Origin of the sequence: Herbaspirillum aquaticum (assembly GCF_002213425.1) — a bacterium.
Taxonomy (GTDB): domain Bacteria; phylum Pseudomonadota; class Gammaproteobacteria; order Burkholderiales; family Burkholderiaceae_D; genus Herbaspirillum; species Herbaspirillum aquaticum.
Genome location: NZ_NJGV01000010.1, coordinates 185,719 through 200,618, shown reverse-complemented (window position 1 = coordinate 200,618; position 14,900 = coordinate 185,719). Strand labels below are relative to the sequence as shown.

At 64.0% G+C, this 14,900-nt stretch carries 15 protein-coding genes; 3 read left to right on the top strand and 12 right to left on the bottom strand.

Features of this window, described 5'->3' with window-relative positions; all coding sequences use genetic code 11:
• The 4 genes from CEJ45_RS13190 to CEJ45_RS13175 all read right to left on the bottom strand — a co-directional run bounded on the left by CEJ45_RS13190 (nucleotide 1) and on the right by CEJ45_RS13175 (nucleotide 4,932).
• Entirely contained in the window at nucleotides 1-1,050 is a 1,050-nt protein-coding gene (locus CEJ45_RS13190; protein ID WP_088755543.1) for a bifunctional nicotinamide-nucleotide adenylyltransferase/Nudix hydroxylase, read from the bottom strand.
• 63 nt (nucleotides 1,051-1,113) lie between these two features.
• Entirely contained in the window at nucleotides 1,114-2,811 is a 1,698-nt protein-coding gene (locus CEJ45_RS13185) for an NAD+ synthase (RefSeq protein WP_088755542.1), read from the bottom strand.
• Nucleotides 2,812-2,839: 28 nt separating this feature from the next.
• Nucleotides 2,840-4,042 (bottom strand): nicotinate phosphoribosyltransferase, encoded by a 1,203-nt coding sequence (gene pncB / locus CEJ45_RS13180; RefSeq protein ID WP_088755541.1) that lies wholly within the window; start codon nucleotides 4,040-4,042, stop codon nucleotides 2,840-2,842.
• Nucleotides 4,043-4,068: 26 nt separating this feature from the next.
• Nucleotides 4,069-4,932, bottom strand: a complete 864-nt coding sequence (locus tag CEJ45_RS13175) for a cysteine hydrolase family protein (RefSeq protein WP_088755540.1) — start codon at nucleotides 4,930-4,932, stop codon at nucleotides 4,069-4,071.
• 211 nt (nucleotides 4,933-5,143) lie between these two features.
• Here CEJ45_RS13175 and CEJ45_RS13170 point away from each other — a divergent pair, with 211 nt between their 5' ends.
• A complete protein-coding gene (locus CEJ45_RS13170) occupies nucleotides 5,144-5,806 on the top strand; it encodes an NUDIX hydrolase (RefSeq protein ID WP_088755539.1) in 663 nt (220 codons plus the stop codon).
• 96 nt (nucleotides 5,807-5,902) lie between these two features.
• Here CEJ45_RS13170 and CEJ45_RS13165 read toward each other — a convergent pair whose 3' ends face one another.
• The 7 genes from CEJ45_RS13165 to CEJ45_RS13135 form a co-directional block, all read right to left on the bottom strand.
• A complete protein-coding gene (locus CEJ45_RS13165; RefSeq protein WP_088755538.1) occupies nucleotides 5,903-6,127 on the bottom strand; it encodes a hypothetical protein in 225 nt (74 codons plus the stop codon).
• Between the two features lie 115 nt (nucleotides 6,128-6,242).
• Nucleotides 6,243-6,503 (bottom strand): DUF4148 domain-containing protein, encoded by a 261-nt coding sequence (locus CEJ45_RS13160; protein WP_088755537.1) that lies wholly within the window; start codon nucleotides 6,501-6,503, stop codon nucleotides 6,243-6,245.
• A gap of 263 nt (nucleotides 6,504-6,766) precedes the next feature.
• Nucleotides 6,767-6,970: a hypothetical protein gene (locus CEJ45_RS13155; RefSeq protein ID WP_088755536.1), complete on the bottom strand. Its 204-nt coding sequence runs from the start codon at nucleotides 6,968-6,970 to the stop codon at nucleotides 6,767-6,769.
• A gap of 16 nt (nucleotides 6,971-6,986) precedes the next feature.
• Nucleotides 6,987-7,268: a hypothetical protein gene (locus tag CEJ45_RS13150; protein ID WP_088755535.1), complete on the bottom strand. Its 282-nt coding sequence runs from the start codon at nucleotides 7,266-7,268 to the stop codon at nucleotides 6,987-6,989.
• 155 nt (nucleotides 7,269-7,423) lie between these two features.
• Entirely contained in the window at nucleotides 7,424-8,392 is a 969-nt protein-coding gene (locus CEJ45_RS13145; protein ID WP_241517337.1) for a SphA family protein, read from the bottom strand.
• Between the two features lie 87 nt (nucleotides 8,393-8,479).
• Nucleotides 8,480-9,247, bottom strand: coding sequence for a coniferyl-alcohol dehydrogenase (locus CEJ45_RS13140; RefSeq protein WP_088755534.1), 768 nt, complete (start codon nucleotides 9,245-9,247; stop codon nucleotides 8,480-8,482).
• 64 nt (nucleotides 9,248-9,311) lie between these two features.
• Complete coding sequence (locus tag CEJ45_RS13135) at nucleotides 9,312-10,781, bottom strand: benzaldehyde dehydrogenase (protein WP_088755533.1); 1,470 nt, start codon at nucleotides 10,779-10,781, stop codon at nucleotides 9,312-9,314.
• Between the two features lie 294 nt (nucleotides 10,782-11,075).
• Between CEJ45_RS13135 and CEJ45_RS13130 the strand changes: the two genes are divergently transcribed.
• Nucleotides 11,076-12,950 carry a sigma-54-dependent Fis family transcriptional regulator gene (locus tag CEJ45_RS13130; RefSeq protein WP_088755532.1) on the top strand — a complete coding sequence of 625 codons (1,875 nt, stop codon included), beginning with the start codon at nucleotides 11,076-11,078 and terminating at the stop codon, nucleotides 12,948-12,950.
• Nucleotides 12,951-12,992: 42 nt separating this feature from the next.
• On the opposite strand, the gene CEJ45_RS13125 is transcribed toward CEJ45_RS13130, so the two are convergent.
• A complete protein-coding gene (locus tag CEJ45_RS13125; protein WP_241517336.1) occupies nucleotides 12,993-13,304 on the bottom strand; it encodes a hypothetical protein in 312 nt (103 codons plus the stop codon).
• Between the two features lie 244 nt (nucleotides 13,305-13,548).
• On the opposite strand from CEJ45_RS13125, the gene CEJ45_RS13120 reads away from it, so the two are divergent.
• On the top strand, nucleotides 13,549-14,748 hold the full coding sequence (locus CEJ45_RS13120) for an ATP-binding protein (RefSeq protein WP_088755530.1): 1,200 nt from the start codon (nucleotides 13,549-13,551) through the stop codon (nucleotides 14,746-14,748).
• Nucleotides 14,749-14,900: the final 152 nt, after the last annotated feature.

Here is a 14,900-nt window from a genome sequence, read left to right as displayed (position 1 = left end):
TCACTGGCTGCCGGTGAGGTTGAGGAAGGTATCGAGGATATGGAAGTGATCGTCGAAGAAGCTCGCTTCCATCGCCGCCAGGTTCGCGATGGGTGTCCACACCGCCTGGGCTGCATCATCGGCGGCCTCAACCTCGGGCAGGTGTTCCAGCCGCAGGTCGAAGTAGTAGGCGTGGGTGATGGTGCGGCCGCGTGCGCTGCGGTCGGGGTGATCGAAGATCTTGACGTCCACCAGGGCCTCTTCCAGCGTCACGTCCAACACGGCCAGGTTGGTTTCCTCGGCCAGTTCGCGCAGGGCGGCCTGCATCAGGCGCTCGCGCTGGTCCAGGAAGCCGCCGGGGATGGCCCACAGGCCGCGTCCCGGAAAGCCCTTGCGCTGTACCAGCAGCACGTGGTCGGCGGCACGGATGACGGCATCGACGGTCGTGAAGACGGGCGGATAAGGTGCCGCCGCCCAGGCCGCTTGATACTTGCGTAACTGGCGATGTTCTTCCACCAGCGCGGCGTAATGCGGCAGCAATGACCAGGCGCGCAGGTAGTGGCGTACGCTGGGCGGCACCATCGTGTCCAGGACATCCAGGCTCACTTCCAGGTCCTCGGCCTCGAACCAGACGTTGCGGATGTCGGTGGCATCGATGTCGCCGGCGCGCGGCAGGGTTTCCAGCTGCCATTGCGGGAAGTGGCGCAGGTAGTAGCTGGAGGCATCCTTGAAGTGGCCGACCAGCAGCACCCTTGCCTGGGGATCGGTCTGAGCCGCGACCAGGCGGCGCACTTCGGCGGACCAGCGGCGATCGTCGTAGTAATCGCGGGTGGCCACGAAGCGCAGGCGTTCGCGCTGGCCGGGCGGCATGGCGCCGGCGATCATGGCAGCGCGCTCTTCCCGGGTGAAGGGGTTCTTGGTGTTGCGGGCGTGGAAGGCCGACCCCAGCACCACGATCACCGTGGCCGCGCGCTCCAGCGCGTGATGCAGCAGGTGCAGGTGGCCGTTGTGCACGGGCTGGAAGCGGCCGATCACCACGGCGGCATCGTATTGCGGAGTCAGGACGGGCATGCGCTTTCCTTTATTTTTATCAACAGGGTCGAACGGCCTGTCACCTTGATGACGGCCAGCGCCTCAATAGCGCACCGCGATCGGAATCTGCCGTCCGCTGCCGAAGGCGCGGGCGCGTACCCGGATCACCGGCGGCGACTGGCGGCGCTTGTACTCGTTGCGCGCCACCATGCGGCAGATGCGTTCGACCAGTGCGGCCCCGGTTTCGGTTCCGCTGAGCTGTTCGACTGCACGGCTGGCCGCCCGGGCTTCGTCGGCGGGAAGGCGGCTGCCTTCGATGTGCCATTTGAGGATCTCGTCGAGCACCTCGTAAGGCGGCAGGCTGTCGGTATCGCGCTGGTCGGGCGCCAGCTCGGCCGAGGGGGCCTTGTCGATGATGGCGGCGGGGATGATCTCGCGGCCGGCCTGCGCATTGAGGTGGCGCGCCAGGGCATAGACCTCGGTTTTGTAGAGATCGCCGATCAGGCCCAGGCCGCCGTTGGTGTCGCCATACAGGGTGCAGTAGCCCACGGAAATTTCGCTCTTGTTGCCGGTGGTCAGCAGGAGCGCGTCATAGCCGTTGGAATACTCCATGAGGATGGCCCCGCGCACGCGGGCCTGCAGGTTCTCCAGCGGCAGGCCGCGCAGGGGAGCGCCGAAGGCCTTGGCAAAACCGTCCTCGAACTCGCGCACCAGGTCGGAAATGGGGTGGCGGAACAGCGTCACGCCCAAGGCCTGGCACAGCGTTTCGGAATCATCGACCGAACCGGTGCTGGAGAACATCGAGGGCATGGTCACCGCCACCACGTTCTGCGCACCCAATGCCTCCACGGCCAGCGCGATGGTGAGCGCCGAATCGATGCCCCCGGAAGAACCGACCACCACCTTGCCGAAGCCACAGCGGCGCGCATAGTCGCGCAGGCCCAGCAGGATCTGGCGGCGCTGGAATTCCGGGGTGGCCAGGGTCTGGTCTTCACGGACCGGTTCGCCCACACCGTCGCTGCGCAGGAAGCGTCCGCTCTCGAAAGCGATGACCTGGAAATCTTCGGCCAGGCGCGCCGCCTCGAAGGCCAATCCCTGCAGCGGCGACATGGCGAAGGAGCCGCCGTCATAGACCAGCTGGTCCTGCCCGCCCACCTGGTTGACGTAGAGCAGCGCCATCTGGCGGCGCAGGCAGGCGGCCTGGAACAGGGCGTGGCGCTGGCTGCGCTTGCCCACATCCGACGGGCTGGCATTGATGGAGACCACCAGTTGCGCATCGGCCTGCGCCAGCTTCTCGAAGGGATTGACGCGGTAGCTGCGCAGGTCATCGTTCCAGCCGTCCTCGCAGATCAGGAAGCCGACCCGCAGGCCCTTGATGGGCAACACGCAGGCGGTCTCGGGACCGGCCTCGAAATGGCGGCCATCATCGAAGACGCCATACACCGGCAGCAATTGCTTGTGATATTCGGCCACGATGCTGCCCTCGCGCACCGCCAGCAAGGCATTGAAGAGCGGCTTGCCCGGACCGGGATTGCGGCGCGGCGCGCCGATGACGGCCGTCAGTCCGGGCAGGCTGCGGGTGGCGTCGATGACCGATTGCAAGCTCTCTTCGGCCTGTGCCAGGAAGCGCGCTTCTTCCAGCAAATCGCCGGGGTAGTACCCGCAGAGGGAGAGTTCGGGAAAGACCACCAGGTCGGCACCGGCCCCGGCGGCGCGCTGCAGGCCATCGAGGTGCAGTGCCAGGTTGCCGGTGAAGTCACCGATGGTGGGGTTGCATTGGGCGATGGCGATGCGAAGCATGATGCATCCTTTCTGCCGCCGCAGCGGCTCAGGCAGGGGTGGCCGGCGCGGCGATGCCGAACAGCTGGCGCAGGTAGGCCAGGAAAGTTTCATCCTTGCACAAAGTCTTGCCCGGCGAATCGGACAGCTTGGCCACGGCCTGGCCATTGCAGGACGACAGCTTCATGACGATGTTCAGCGGCGCGATGCCGGTGTCGTTGCTGAGGTTGGTGCCGATGCCGAAACCGGTCATGGCACGGTCGGAAAAATGGCGATACAGACGCAGCGCCTGCGGCAAGTCCAGTCCATCGGAGAACACCAGGCGCTTGGTGTTGGCATCCAGGCGCAGCTTGCGATAGTGCGCCAGCGCCTTCTCGCCCCATTCGAAGGGATCGCCCGAATCGTGCCGCAGGCCATCGAAGAGCTTGGCGAAATACAGGTCGAAGTCGGCCAGGAAGGCATCCATGCCGACCACGTCGGTCAGGGCCACGCCCAAGTCGCCCCGGTATTCCTGCACCCAGTCTTCCAGCGCGGCCTTCTCGAAATCGCGCAGGCGCACGCCGAAGGACTGATAGGACTGCAGGTATTCGTGGGCCATGGTGCCGATGGGTACCAGCTGGTACTTCTTGGCCAGCCAGACGTTGGAGCTGCCCTTGAAATACTGCGGGACCTCGCGCGCCAGCGTGGCCACCACTTCCTCCTGCCAAGCACCGCTGTAGCGGCGGCGTACGCCGAAGTCGAAGAATTCGAAGGGATGGCGGCGCGGCACTTCGGTGGCGAAGGCGTGCAGCAGTGCGATCTTTTCCTGCAGGCGGCGGCGCGCCTCTTCCACCGCCGCTGCCTTGCCGATGCGGCGGAAATACAGCTCGTTGACGATGTAGAGCACGTAGATCTCGAAGCCCATCACATGCACCTGCGGACCGCGCGCCACGATGCACAGGCGCTCGCCCTCGGTGCTGACTTCGATGAACTTGCGCTGGAAACGGAACAGCGCGAGGAAATCGATGAAGTCGCTCTTCATGTAGCGCAGCTGGGCCAGGTAGGCCAGCTCATCGTTGCCAAAGCGCAGGCTGCACAGGTGATCCAGTTCGCGCTCCACCTCGTCTTTCAGTTCGGCCAGCGGGAATTGCGGCTGGTTGCGGCATACGAAGGTGTATTCGGCCTGGGCACCGGGATGGCCGTGCAGTAGCGCCTGCCACATGGTGAACTTGTAGAGATCGGTTTCCAGCAGACTGCGAACGACGGGTGCCATGATGGGCACTCCTTTCCGTAGATGGGTCAGGCGTTGGCTTGCAGCTCTTGCAGCACCTGCTCCGAAGTGGCCAGGCGCACGCCGGCCTGCGACATGGCGAGCAGGAAATCCTGGTACTGCGCCTCGAAGCCGGCCACCGGGCTCATGCAATCGGTCACCAGCACCAGCCGGGCACGGCCCGCGGCATCGAGGTTGGCGGCGATGTGTTCGGTGGTGGCGCGCACGCAGTGGCTGCCCGCTTCGCCGGTGATGTAGACGGTATCGGCCTGCGCCAGGGTAGCGATGAAGCCACGGTTGAGCTGGGTGGCGGGATCGTCCTCATCCGGTACTTCGGCCATCACTGCCGAATAGTGCTCGGTCCACGGATTGCTGCCCTTGCCCAGCTTGGTGACCACGCCCAGCGTGCGCTCTTCCCAGCGGTTGTAGGCGGCACGCACATCGGCGTGGACCGCACCGCCCCAGCTGCCGATCTCGCAGTGCACCGGCCAGACCATGAGGCGGTAGCGCCCGGCGGTTTCCAGGGCATCGAGATAGGCCAGTGCGCGCGGCAGCGCTTGCGGATCGCGTGGCAGGAAAGTACCGGCACGCACCTGCGCGGCCTCGATCTGGGTGAAGGGCGTGACCGCCGCGCCATCGGCTTGCTGCCAGAACGTGGGGTGGGCGATGTCCAGCCTGTGGTGCGCATCGAGGGTGATGCTGATGGCCGAGAGGCCCGTACCGCCCTGTTCGATCAGACGCGCCACGCGTTGCAGGTCGGCATGGCTGCCCGCCACCGGCAACGCCGGCCGCAGTACCCCGCCGGTAGCCGGATCCACCGGCAGCCAGTCCGCCGGAAGGTCACAGAAATCGTTTTGCGGATCGATCACGAGGAGATGCAGCGAGCGCTTCATGGTGTCCACCTTTCGGAGTGCGTCGGGTTACGGTAAGGCCAGTGTAGACCACTTAATTTACTTTTGCAACTAACTTGGAGATCGTAAATTTTCTGGAAGTGCCCTGAAAATCGGTTTCGTAGCGGGCCTATGGTGTCAATTGCAACAAATAGATTCACAATGACACTAAGTACCTTTAGACTTCCCGCACTTGGACAAGGCGAGGATAAAAATGGATCCGGTGATCTGTACAGTCGATGTGGCGTTGCTCACGCTCACAGCCGAGGGACTGGAGGTAGCACTGCTCAAGCGCGAACATGCGCCCTTCAAGGGGGTAGCGGCGCTGCCGGGCGGCTATATCCATGCGCGCACTGACGTCGATGCGCGCGATGCCGCGCGCCGCGTACTGCTGGACAAGACCGGCATCGCTGCGCCCTACCTGGAACAACTGGCCACATTCTCCGGCGCGGCGCGTGATCCGCGCGGCTGGTCGATATCGATCGCGTATTACGCGCTGGTGCCGGCCACCACCATCGCCCAGACCGAGCGGGACGAGGTCCGCCTGCACAGCGTGGACCGGCTGCCGCCGCTGCCCTTCGACCATGGCGACATCATCGGCACCGCCGTCTCGCGCCTGCGCAGCAAGAGCCAGTATTCGTCACTGCCCTGCCATCTGCTGGGCGATGTCTTCACCTTGCCGCAGTTGCAGCGGGTCTATGAGGTGCTGATGGGCGAAAGCATCAACAAGGTGAGTTTTCGCCGCAAGATGACTGAGATGGACATGCTCGATCCGGTGGACGGACAGTTCGAGAGCGGGGCGCATCGTCCGGCGCAGCTGTATCGCCTGAAACCGGCCTTCCGTGAACAGTTGCAGTTGCTGGAGCGCGGGCTTTGAGGCCAATGACGCTTCGAAACCGCACCGGCGCAAACGAAAACGGCGCACCCCGATGGGTGCGCCGCTTTTCTTCATATCGAAATTCTTGAGCCAGGCTCAGGCACAGCAATTGCCGCCGGTATCGGCACAGCGTTCACGACGCTGCAATTCACGGCGGTGGCGCACGCGCTGCCAGACGCGATAGACGGCGCGCTGGGTCAACATCATGGACAAGGTGCTCAAGCTGAACTCGGCGGCAATGAGCAAACCGACCAGAGCGGCAAATTGCAGGTAGATCCGTGGATACACGGAGAGACTACGCGAGAACAGTTGATGCAGCATGATGAATTCCTCTTTCTTGTTTTACGTGCCGGGGGTTCTGCTTCACACCAGTGACGATGCAGCGAACCGCGATGCGTGGCCGATCAATCCGGCCCACGCATCGGATCACCCTGCATCAGGCACCAGCGTAGGTCGAATCAGCAGCGCTGCCGGCGGTTTGCACGGCGCTCTTGGCGGGTGCATTGCTGACGGCCGGGAACACCGAGTCAGGTTGGTTGGCGATGCCTTGTGCCTGGGCGCGGGCCAGGTCAGCCTTCACTGCAGCGCGGGTGGTGTGCGAAACGAAAGGCTGGTCGACCGGGTATTGGGCTTCAGCGAATGCGACGGACGAAGCGGACAGGGCCAGGACGGCGGCGATGATGGTCTTTGCGGACATGATGTTTCTCCTTGAATGCGTTAAGTGGACTTCAGTAGGGTTGTGCTTACAGTTCAGTGATGCATGTGGCCGGGATGTCGGTCGGCTCATGCCACTCTCTAGAACCGCATCGTTTCTTGCGTTGCGATGTCGTTCATCGATGGACTGAAGTCTACGGAAGAGCGCGAAAGAGAAAAACCATGCTGGAAAGAATTGAGTGTTCCGGGTTCTGGAACAATCGTCAGGGACTATCAAGCCAATAGGCTACGGCCGCAGGACAGCGATCATCGCCCCTGGCGGTCCAGCTTTTGCTGTTCCAGCAATTGTTCTGCTTCGGACAGGCCGCCAGGCTTGAGCACCGTGCGGCCCTTGGCAGGCGCACCGGCCAGCGGATCGGGGACGATCTCGCGGGGCGGGGTGTGGCGGGCATCGGGATGATCGTCCAGGGCATTGTCGGCAGGACGGACTTGCGGATCAGGGCGGGTCATGGTGGGCTCCTCGGGATCAGGTCCACTGGCGCTGGCTCACGCGCAGGGGCTGGGTGTATTCCTCATGCTGGACTTGCTTGACCACGGCCTGCTTCATCACAGGCCTGGCGTGGCCGGCCTCGCGGACGGCACGGCAATCCGCCGCGCAAGGCTGGGGAGATAGTTGCAAAGTGCGCTTTAGCTGCTGCGGCGGACGCTCCACCGGCGGCATGCGCCCGCCCGCAAGGGTCTTGCGCGAACGAAGACGCAGCGCATCGTCGGCGATGGGGTCGGTTCCGGCTGGATTGGCGGCTGGCATGATGCGGGTCTCCCTTCTTGTGGCGGCACGCGTACGTGCCATCTTGGAGAAGGAGTATCCCTGCGCCAGCCGCAGCCGTTAAGCGGACAACGGCTCTGCCTGCTGTAGGAAAGCAGGCAGGGCCGCAAGCGACGGCAGGACTGAACGCGGCCGGCTCAGAAGTGATGGTCGTAGCGGACCTGGAACTTGCTGTTCTCGGCCCGGTTGCGCACGGCAAATTCCTGATAGACGTTGAAGAACAGCAGGTCGCGCTCGGACAACCTCACCATGGCCGCCGGCCCCAGTCCGACCACGCGCTCGCGCCGCCCGCTCACATCGTTGCCGTTGACCTTGGTATCGGTGACCTGCTGCAGCCAGTAGCCGGCTGCGCCAATGGTCAGCTTGGGATTGAGGACGTACTCGGCGGAGAAGTTGGCATGCACCGCTTGCCCCGCCTGCGTGGAACTGACGTTGTTGCCGAAGGCTGCATTGGGCGAGTTGTTGCGGGCATTCCAGAGATAGTGCAGGCGCCAGCTGAAGCTCAGGTTCTGGCTGGCCCAGAGCGTGCCGGCCCAATAGGGATCGAAGGACCAGGTATTGCTGCCCGGATTGACGGTGGCATTGCGGTCATAGGCCCCGGTCGGCAGGATGAACTGGAGTTCGAACCGCTGCGCATAAAGCGGCCCTTGCGCCCCCATGACGGGATCGACCTGCACAGACACGCCGGCGCTGATGTCGCCAATGCCGGTATTGCCGCGAAGGATGGCATTGCCGGCGCCATCGTCGACCTTGGCATGGGCCACCCACGGCACCAGCACCTGGAAGCCCAGTTGCTTGTTGCCGAACTTGGCCCCCGGTGGCACGTAGATGAACTGGCTGATGGGAGCGAACACGCTGATGTCCTGGGTGGCAGGAAAGCCCAGCCGGTTGCCGTTGTTGTCCACCAGCCTGGTGGCCTTGGTGTAGGTGAGGTATTCGACGAAATAAAAGCCGGGACCGCCGGGCAGCGGTGCGCCATCGAAGAAGCTGGTACCGCCCATGTTGACGGCAGGCTGGTCGTAGGCGCTGGCCAGCGCGGGCAGCAGGCACAGGGCCAGGGCCAGCCGCGCCGCACGCCGGCCGGCGGGCTGTCGATGCTCTCTCATGTTGTCTCCTTGTGTTGTTCTCGGTTGTTGTTGCCGGTGGTTGTTGTCGGCTGTGTTGTGGAATGGATCGCTTGCCGCGCTTGCGATTCAGAGATACGTCGAGGCCAGTCCCCCATCGACCGGCAGGTTCACGCCATTGATCCAGCGGCTGCCGTCGCTGCACAGCCAGACGATGGCCGCAGCGATCTCGTCGGGATAGGCCGGGCGTTTCATGCGATGGGCATCCTTCTGCACGCGCTCCTGGCCGAGCATGGTCACGAAGTCCCCCAGGATGGGCGTGAGCACCGGGCCGGGCGCGACGCTGTTCATGCGGATCGAGTGCTTCAGGAACCAGGGCTGGGCCTGGGCCATGCTCCAGACGATGAGCGCTTCCTTGAAATACTGGTAGCAGCTCTCCTGCGCGACCGGATGCCGTGCCAGCCACTCGGCGCCCGCCGCGAAACCTGCTGTCTGGGCCAGCGCCTTGTGCTGCTCCAGCCGCTTGGGCCATTCCGCACCCAGGATGGAGGCGACATTGACGATGGCGCTGCCCGGCGGCATGCGGCGAATCAGCAGCTCGGTGAGATGGCGCAAGCCGAGATAGTTCACGCGTGCAACCAAGTCAGCCGGGGCCGTGCCGGGCACACCGGCTACGTTGCAGAGACCATCGATCTTCTCGGGCAACTGCGCGGCGGCGTCATGGATGGCATCGGCGGTGGAAAGATCGGCCTGCACGAAACCCTCCACGCTGATGATGGGCGCATTGCGATCCACCCCGATCACGCGGGCACCCTGTACCCGCAGCAGCCGTGCGGTCTCGGCACCGATGCCGGAAGAAACGCCGGTGACGACGATGGTCTTGTCTTGCAGTGTCATGCTGGTCTCCTTGAATAATGATTGATATCGTTTGGTTTTTTGCAGCCGCACGCATGCGATGGCGTCAGAAGGGATACGGCGTGGCCTGCTCCTTGACCGTGATCCACTTCCATTGCGTGTACTCTTCCCAGTCGGCCGGTCCACCCACGCTGGTGCCGTTGCCGGCGATGCCGGGACCGCCGAAGGGGTTCACGCATTCGTCGTTGACGGTCTGGTCGTTGACATGGACCATGCCCTGGCGCAGCCGCCCCGCCACCCGCATGGCGCGGGCCAGCGAAGCGGAGATCACGCCGGCGGCCAGTCCTCCCTGGTTCTGGTTGGCCAGGGTGATGGCTTCTTCCTCGGAATCCACCGTGATGACGCTGGCCACCGGACCAAAGATTTCTTCATCAAATACGCGCATGCCGGGCCGCACGCCGGACAGCACCGTCGGCTGATAGAACAAACCTTCATAGGAGCCTCCCGCCAGCAAGCGTGCGCCGGCCGCCACACTGTCCTGCACCAGCCCGTGCACGCGCTGCAGCTGGCGCGCATCGATCAGCGGGCCCAGCGCCACCTGGCCGCTGGCGCCATCGCCCACGGGCAGGTGACGCGCCTTGTCCACCAGGCGTTCCAGCAGACCCGCTGCCTGCGAGGCGTGGACCAGGATGCGATTGGCCGCCATGCAGATCTGCCCCTGGTGCAGCCACGCACCCCAGGCCGCATTGCTGGCGGCGACATCAAGGTCGGCATCGTCGAGGATCACCAGCGCGTTGGCTCCGCCCAGCTCCAGGGAGACCTTCTTGAGATGCCGTCCGGCCAGCTCGCCGATGCGGCGGCCCACGGCGGGCGAACCGGTGAAGGCGATCATCGGCACCTGCGGCGCCGTCACCAGCGCCTCGCCAGCCTCCGCGCCACCGGGCAGGATGTGCAGCAAACCGGCCGGCAAACCCGCTTCCTCGAAGACGCGCGCCAGCATGAAGCCGCCGGAAACCGGCGTACGCACATCCGGCTTGACCACCACCGCATTGCCCGCCGCCAGGGCAGGCGCGACGGTGCGCAAGGTCAGGATCAGCGGAAAGTTGAAGGGCGAGATCACGCCGATCACGCCCAGGGGGGCACGTTTGGCGATGCTCAGCCGCCCGGGCGCGCTGGGCAGCAACTGTCCCTGCGCCTGCAGCGGCATGCCGGCCGCGAGGTGGCACAGGGTGATGGCTTCGCGCACCTCGTGTTCGCCCTTGAAGAGCACGCCGCCGGTCTCGCGCGCCACCATGCGCGCCAGTTCATCGAAGTGCTGCTGGAACAGGCTGGCCGCACGCCGGAAGATCTCGGCGCGCTCACGCGGCGGCACCGCCAGCCATTCGGCCTGCGCGGCCACGGCAGCCTGGACGGAGGTGGCCACGTCATCCGCGCTGGCCAGGCCGACATCGGTCAGCGGTGCGCCGGTGGCGGGTTCGATCACGGTGGTGCCGTGTGCGGTTTCTTCCCAGCGGCCACGGAACAGGTGGCGTTGCCAGCGGGCAGGATCGAGCAAGGGGGTCGGTGGGGCGGACATGCGGGTCTCCTTTGTAATGGCCGGTGAATCCGGATCAGCAGCCATTCTGCAAAGCCTGTGCCACCGCGCTGCGCGCCATCCCATGCGGCTTTGCAGCAAGCTAATCCATCCGCTACGAGGAAAGCCAGGGCAGGTTTCAGGGGGATTTTTTTGCTGCAGGGGAGCGACATCCTTGATGCACTGCAGCTTGCGCAATTGCGCAAATTCGCCAACCATCAGTCCACTGAACTTTCATCATTTGATGAAACTTTTCCACCGCGCGCCCCGCTATCCCCTTCCGCCAGGAGCCTGCCCATGCCGCCATCCCAGCGTATTTCCCTTGCCGAGATGGTGCGTAGCCAAGGCAGCGCCGCGGCCCCGGTGCAGCTGAGCTCTGCCAGTACCGACCGCTGGAGCGTGGATGCCCATCCGACCCTGGCGGACCTGGGCGAATGCCTGTTTTTCTCGCCGGGCGACGGCCGCATCTGGCTCAATGACCAGCGTATGCTGCTCATCCACAGCCGCAGCATGGGCACGCTGCGGCGCGAGCTGATCGACAATCTCGGCATCGACAAGGCACGCGGCCTGCTGACCCGCGCCGGCTACATCTCCGGCGCGCGCGACGCGCAGCTGGTGCGCGAACGCTGGCCCGATGCCGACCCCTCCACCATCCTCATGGCCGGGACCAGGCTGCATACGCTGGAGGGGGTGGTCAAGGTGATCCCGGTCAGCTTCAGCTATGACCCCGACAGTGGCCGCTACGAGGGCGAATTCCTCTGGCACAACTCCAGCGAAGCCGATGAGCACCTGGCCGCCTATGGCATTGCCACCGCGCCCTCGTGCTGGCAGCAGATCGGCTATGCCATCGGCTACGTCAGCACGCTGCTGGGACACCTGGTGATCTTCCGGGAGGTGGAGTGCCGCGCCATGGGCACACCCCATTGCCGCGTGATCGGCAAATCGGCCGAACTGTGGAGCGATGCCGAAGACGACCTGCGCTACCTCAATGCCCAGGACTTCGTCGGCAGCGGCATGCTGGCCACCGATGGCGAATCTGCCGCCACCGGCGCCAGCGGGCTCAGTGCCGAAGCGGTGGAAGCCATGGAGGCCGATCTCACCCGTGCGCTGGTGGGTACCTCCTCTGCCTTCAACGCCGCCTGCCATCTGCTGAACCGCGTGGCACCGACTGATGCGACCGTGCTTTTCACGGGCGAGTCGGGCGTGGGCAAGGAGCGCTTTGCGCGCATGCTGCACCAGATCGGTCGGCGCGAACGCCAACCCTTCGTGGCCATCAATTGCGCAGCCATTCCCGAGACGCTGATCGAGACCGAACTGTTCGGTGTGGAACGCGGCGCCTACACCGGGGCCACGCAGTCACGGGCTGGCCGCTTCGAACTGGCAGATGGCGGCACGCTGTTCCTCGATGAAGTGGGGACCTTGAGCCTGGTGGCGCAGGGCAAGCTGCTGCGGGTGCTGCAGGAGGGCGAATTCGAGCGCGTCGGTTCGACCCGTCCGCGCAAGGTCAAGGTGCGGGTGGTGGCCGCCACCAATGAAGATCTGGCCGTGGCGGTCCGGGAGGGACGCTTCCGGCAGGACCTGTTCTTCCGCCTCAACGTGTTCCCGATCCACCTGCCCCCGCTGCGCGAGCGGCGCGACGACATTCCGCTGTTGATGCATCACTTCCTCAAGTTCTACGGGCAACGCCACGCCATCGCGGTGCGCGGATTCACGCAGCGCGCCGTGCAGGCGCTGCTCAACTACAGCTTCCCCGGCAACATCCGCGAACTGCAGAACCTGATCGAGCGCGGCGTGATCCTGGCCCAAGGGCATCCGCTGGATTTGCCGCACATGTTCATCAGCGGCGAGACGCTCAATGACGAGGTCCTGTCGCTGGCGCTGCAGGGCGAAGGGGAAGGCGAGACTGGCACGCTCGCAGGGCGGCAGGAGGAGCGCGGGAAGAAAGCTTCACAGCTGCCTGGACCGGGAGGCAGCCTGCTGGAGACGGTGCAGCAATGGCGCAGCGGCCAGCAGGAAGATGACGCCGCGCTCTCCCTGCCAGCGCTTGAGCAGACCCTGATCACCGAGGCCATCGAACGGGCCGGCGGCAACCTGTCGGCGGCGGCGCGCCTGCTGGGCATTACGCGGGCGCAGCTGGCGTACCGGCAGCAGAAGAAGGAAAGCCAGGGATAGACGCACGAATCGCCTGCCGGGCAGGCGATCCATCGAAGACCGTCAGGCGACGTTCTTGTAGGGGCTGGGCCGGTCGTTCTCCTCGGCCACGATCTGCATCTCGCCGATGCGATTGCGCAGTTCTTCCCAGGGATGCGGGGGCAGATCGGCCTCGTGATGCTCCTGTCGCAGATGCTGCGCGAGTTCCTCCACGTCCTGGCTCACGCGGTCCTGCCAGCGGTGTTCCAGCGCGATGAACAGCGCAATGGAGGCCACCAGCCCGAGCGAACACACTGCCAGGGCGGCATAGATGACGTACTGCATGATGGTATCGAACCAGCCCATGTCCTCCCCGTTCTGGTTGGTTGGTGGCAATACGGCGATGGTAGCGTGGGGCCCTGCCAGCGCCCATCAGGAAATGACTGAGGCAAATGCAGCGTAGAACTGGCATGACATGCAGCGGATTTGCAGACCTTTCATCAATTTGCACACAGAGATACAAGCCAAAATTTTTCTAGAATGCAAATGTATTTGGCAAGGCTTCGGGGGGCCGGGTTGACGAGTCTACTGACTTTAGCTAATTTATCCTTACAACATAAAATGCATAAAAAGGATAGATATGAACCCGGTCACGAACCCCTACGCTCCCGGCGCGGGCAGTCCACCACCTGAATTGGCAGGCCGCGATGCGGTTCGCGAAAAGATGAGCATCTGCATCCAGCGTGTGCGTCTGGGCAAGGCCGACAAGAGCATCATGCTGGTCGGGCTGAGGGGGGTAGGCAAGACGGTCCTGCTTGACCAGATGATGCGTGATGCAGAGGCACAAGGCGTTGTGGCCATCCGCATCGAGGCACCGGAAGGCAGATCCCTTCCCGCAGCGCTCTTGCCGCAGTTGCGACTGGGCTTGCTTCGCCTGAGCAGACTGGAGAAGTCGAAAGATTATGCGGTGCGCGGTTTGCGCGCATTGGCCGGCTTTGTGGGGAAACTGAAAGTCACCTTCAACGACATCGAAGTCGGTCTTGATTACGAAGCTGAACCCGGTCTGGCCGACAACGGCGATCTGGAAGGCGACCTGACAGCGCTGCTCGAACAAGTTGGAAAAGCCGCTCAATCAGCAGAAACCGTAGTGGTCATCTACATCGACGAACTGCAGTACGTTCCCGAACCTCAGATGGCAGCGCTTATCTCCGCGCTGCACCGTTGTGCTCAGCAGAAATTGCCATTGATCGTCGCTGGAGCCGGCTTGCCCCAGCTCAGGGGGCGCATGGGTGAAGCGAAGTCGTACGCAGAGCGACTGTTCGCTTTCCCTCCCATCGGTCCTCTGGGAGAGGAGGATGCGACTGATGCGATCGTCAAACCCGCTGCAAGCGAAAACGTCGCGGTTGACGAGGATGCAGTCAAGCTGATCGTTCAATACACCCAAGGCTATCCCTACTTCCTGCAGGAATGGGGCAAACACGCTTGGGATGTCGCCGAAAAAAGTCCGATCACCAAAGCAGATGTCGAGAAAGCGTCCACCGAAGCTATCGCGGCTTTGGATGAAAGCTTCTTCCGCGTACGTTTTGACCGACTCACTCCCACCGAAAAAAGATACCTGCGTGCGATGGCGGAGCTGGGTCAGGGGCCTCACCGCTCCGGAGACATTGCTTCCGAATTGGGACGAGAGAGCTCATCCCTGGGACCGGTACGAAGCAGCCTGATTGCCAAAGGCATGATCTGGAGTCCGACACATGGGGACACCGCCTTCACCGTTCCCTTGTTTGATGACTTCATGAAGCGAATCATGCCGGGCCGCGACTGGCTCAATGCGGAGGTTTAACGGTGCCTCGGCATGAGCTCCCACAGGGGCGGCATGGACGTCACCCAATCCAGAAATAACGTCATCATCGCATTTGGCCGTCCAAGCTCATCCACAGGAACCCCCGCCGCCAGCGGGCGGTCTGCCGTTCAGGCGCAGGCTGCACGGTGCGC

Bases quoted from the DNA above. Each gene is read 5' to 3' on its own strand.
- CEJ45_RS13155 (WP_088755536.1), bottom strand. From the start codon at position 6,970: ATGACCCGCCCTGATCCGCAAGTCCGTCCTGCCGACAATGCCCTGGAC.
- CEJ45_RS13145 (WP_241517337.1), bottom strand. From the start codon at position 8,392: ATGAGAGAGCATCGACAGCCCGCCGGCCGGCGTGCGGCGCGGCTGGCC.
- CEJ45_RS13190 (WP_088755543.1), bottom strand. From the start codon at position 1,050: ATGCCCGTCCTGACTCCGCAATACGATGCCGCCGTGGTGATCGGCCGC.
- CEJ45_RS13130 (WP_088755532.1), top strand. From the start codon at position 11,076: ATGCCGCCATCCCAGCGTATTTCCCTTGCCGAGATGGTGCGTAGCCAA.
- CEJ45_RS13120 (WP_088755530.1), top strand. From the start codon at position 13,549: ATGAACCCGGTCACGAACCCCTACGCTCCCGGCGCGGGCAGTCCACCA.
- CEJ45_RS13150 (WP_088755535.1), bottom strand. From the start codon at position 7,268: ATGCCAGCCGCCAATCCAGCCGGAACCGACCCCATCGCCGACGATGCG.
- CEJ45_RS13175 (WP_088755540.1), bottom strand. From the start codon at position 4,932: ATGAAGCGCTCGCTGCATCTCCTCGTGATCGATCCGCAAAACGATTTC.
- CEJ45_RS13185 (WP_088755542.1), bottom strand. From the start codon at position 2,811: ATGCTTCGCATCGCCATCGCCCAATGCAACCCCACCATCGGTGACTTC.
- CEJ45_RS13165 (WP_088755538.1), bottom strand. From the start codon at position 6,127: ATGCTGCATCAACTGTTCTCGCGTAGTCTCTCCGTGTATCCACGGATC.
- CEJ45_RS13140 (WP_088755534.1), bottom strand. From the start codon at position 9,247: ATGACACTGCAAGACAAGACCATCGTCGTCACCGGCGTTTCTTCCGGC.
- pncB (WP_088755541.1), bottom strand. From the start codon at position 4,042: ATGGCACCCGTCGTTCGCAGTCTGCTGGAAACCGATCTCTACAAGTTC.
- CEJ45_RS13170 (WP_088755539.1), top strand. From the start codon at position 5,144: ATGGATCCGGTGATCTGTACAGTCGATGTGGCGTTGCTCACGCTCACA.
- CEJ45_RS13135 (WP_088755533.1), bottom strand. From the start codon at position 10,781: ATGTCCGCCCCACCGACCCCCTTGCTCGATCCTGCCCGCTGGCAACGC.
- CEJ45_RS13160 (WP_088755537.1), bottom strand. From the start codon at position 6,503: ATGTCCGCAAAGACCATCATCGCCGCCGTCCTGGCCCTGTCCGCTTCG.